This window comes from Alphaproteobacteria bacterium, assembly GCA_018662925.1.
Taxonomy (GTDB): domain Bacteria; phylum Pseudomonadota; class Alphaproteobacteria; order 16-39-46; family JABJFC01; genus JABJFC01.
The window spans coordinates 1-2,790 of sequence record JABJFC010000039.1 but is presented as its reverse complement, the minus strand read 5'-3'; the positions used below and the strand labels follow the sequence as shown (position 1 = coordinate 2,790).

Sequence of the window (2,790 nt, the reverse complement as noted above, 5' to 3'; positions counted from 1 at the left end):
TAGAGTAACTTTTAGCGCTTTGGGTCAATTATTGCTGATTTAAAAATTTAACACCTAAAAAAACTCGCGCTCGATCGAAAAAACTGCGTCCCCTTGAACTTGAAGGAGAAATGTAACTTCCTATCGCGGATTTTGGGTGTTACGATAATATGTATAAAAAATTAATTTAGACTTGTGGTCTTTTGAGACAATGAGGCCACTTTGATTTCTTTGTTACTTACATTCTCACCTTTAGCAACTTTTTCTAAGAGTTGGCTTTCCTCACTAAGTACCTCTACACGAACGCGTGCAGTTCCTTTCTCATGGAATCCAAGTAATTTAGCAGCCCCCAAAGAGAGATCAATTAATCGTTTTCCAGAAGTTTTGTTGTGAGTTGAGTGATAGGGACCTCTGTCGTTTACACGCGCTACAACTTCTTTACCATTCTCTAAGTTTGTTACTCTGACCATACAAGGCATTTGAAGCGTCTTATGTGCAGCACTTATTCCGTGCATGTCAAAGGTCTCGCCGTTGGCTGTTTTTTTGTTGTGAAATCCTGGTCCGTACCAAGAGGCTGTGCCTTCAGCAGAATAATTGTAGTCCTTTTTAGGGTGATAGGTTGCTCCATTAATGCGGTAGGTTTTTCCAACTTTAAAATATCCACCGTTTTTTGTACACCAATCCATATTAATATGGGTTAATTTACCAATGTCTGAGACAAGTTTACCAACACTATCAGTGCCTTGAGAGACGGTAAGAATTGGGAGTGATATAAAAGTTACCGCATCTTGTGCTCGAATAGAAGACAAGAAGGAACTGTTCATAGCACCAAATACGGTCGTTAGACCAATGCTGATACCCAGTGCCAATACCGTCATGTTATTGAAAACAGAACGTTTGCTTTTAAGATTACCGAAAAAATAAAAGAATCTATTCATTGCTATACTTCCTTCCAAAAAATATCATAAGTAGTATATATAGTATTTTTATACATATGTCAAGTATTTCCTATATAGATACAACTTCTTTTACTTCTGGAATGTAATGTTGAAGCATATTTTCTAAACCTGATTTTAGAGTAGCGGTAGAACTTGGGCAGCCAGAACAGGCTCCATGCATGCGGACATGGACGATTCCATCTTCAAATCTTTCGAAGGAGATATCTCCTCCATCCATAGCTACAGCAGGTTTAACTTGCGTTTCGATGATTTCTTTAATTTGTTTCACAATTGGCCCATCATCTCGAGCGGTACCGGGACCAGATTTTGATTCCTTTGTATCTTCCGTGATAATAGGTTGATTCGTTATGAGGTGCTCCATTAGGGTGCCGAGAATCGCTGGTTTCAGTACATACCATTCTTTTTCATTATTTTTTGAGACAGAAATAAAATCCTTACCAAAAAACACACCGCTCACTCCTTCAATATCAAAGAGTTTTGAGGCAAGCGGAGACCGTTCAGCTTCTTTGCTGGAATCAAAGTTAGCTGTCCCGTTGTCCATAACGCTTCGGTTTGGGAGGAATTTGAGCGTTGTTGGATTTGGTGTTTCTTCTGTCTGGATAAACATAGTCTTCTATCCCTCAGTTTCAGTCACGTATAATTAGGCGAGCTGTCATTAATAATCAAGCAATTAAGACGGAAAAAGAATTTTCCCTTTTAATTTAGGTAATTGTGCCCTTTTTTCCATATTTTTCGAATTTTATATGAGACTAATGTCACTTGAGTCAGCTTTTATAATGGGTTACAATTTGGACAGGCTGAAGTTTAGTTATAGGGCGCTAACCTTTTTGTAACTATAAAAAGAAGGAATAAAATGAAAAAGCCTTTTTATATGAAGATTATAGGCAGCGTTTCGTTGTTTGCGCTCGTCACAAGTTGCACTACAAGCGATCATTTGGCAAACTACCCGTTGCTCGATCAAAATGAATTCTCTATGTCAAATCGTTCGGTTGGTCCAAATGGTCTGAGTAGCACTGCAGTTCGTAGTGGGCTGAAAGCACTTAAAGGGTCCCATTTTCAATTAGCCTCTAGTCAATTTAGTAAAGCAACAAGAGCAGACCCTCAAAGTTCCTATACCCACTTTCTTAATGGATTTGCGTACCATCTCCTTGGTAATGCGGGAGAAGCAGATAAGTACGACTTTGCAGAAGTTGGCTATAAACTGGCCTTAGATCTTGACGCTGGAAATACATTAGCTGCAGAAAATTTGGCTAAGCTCTATTACTCTCTTAGAAATTACCCACAGGCTCAGGACCAATTTGCTAACGGATTATTGTCTAACACAGAGGATATGGATCTCTTAATGGGGTATGCTGCTGCATCGTATCTTGCTCAAGATGTTGATGCCGCAATGGTTGCTATTAAAATAGCGGAAAGCCTTAAGAGTGAGGTTCCACGAGAGGACTTTTTTCAAATAGCTGCAATGGTTTATGCTGCAGCTAATGAGCAGAAGAAAGCCATGGCATACGTGGTTAAATATGGGGCTCTGGTTAAAAATGAAAAGAGAACTCAATATTTGAAAAAAAGAGTACAAGGTTGGGACAAATTCTATAAGACAACCAAGCTTTCAACTATCGAGGCGATGGCGGTCAAGCCAAAGAAGAAAGCCAGCAAAGGTTCTGTGCCAAAAGTATCGGAGGCATCCCTAAGGCAGGGATCTTCATCTAGTGGCTTTGGCGGCGGTTCAGGCGGTGGTGGCTTTGGCGGTGGTTCAGGCGGCGGTTCAGGTGGCGGTGGTTCAGGTGGCGGTGGCTTTGGCGGTGGTTCAGGCGGCGGTGGCTTTGGCGGCGGTTCAGGCGGTGGTGGCTTTGGC

2 protein-coding genes and 1 pseudogene are annotated in these 2,790 nt (G+C 40.9%); 1 reads left to right on the top strand and 2 read right to left on the bottom strand.

The window, feature by feature from the left end; all coding sequences use genetic code 11:
- Positions 1 to 161: 161 nt before the first annotated feature.
- Positions 162 to 917 (bottom strand): septal ring lytic transglycosylase RlpA family protein, encoded by a 756-nt coding sequence (locus HOL16_02510; GenBank protein MBT5389566.1) that lies wholly within the window; start codon positions 915 to 917, stop codon positions 162 to 164.
- Between the two features lie 70 nt (positions 918 to 987).
- Complete coding sequence (locus HOL16_02505) at positions 988 to 1,545, bottom strand: NifU family protein (protein MBT5389565.1); 558 nt, start codon at positions 1,543 to 1,545, stop codon at positions 988 to 990.
- A gap of 1,158 nt (positions 1,546 to 2,703) precedes the next feature.
- Between HOL16_02505 and HOL16_02500 the strand changes: the two are divergent.
- A pseudogene (locus tag HOL16_02500) lies at positions 2,704 to 2,790 on the top strand (RNA-binding protein).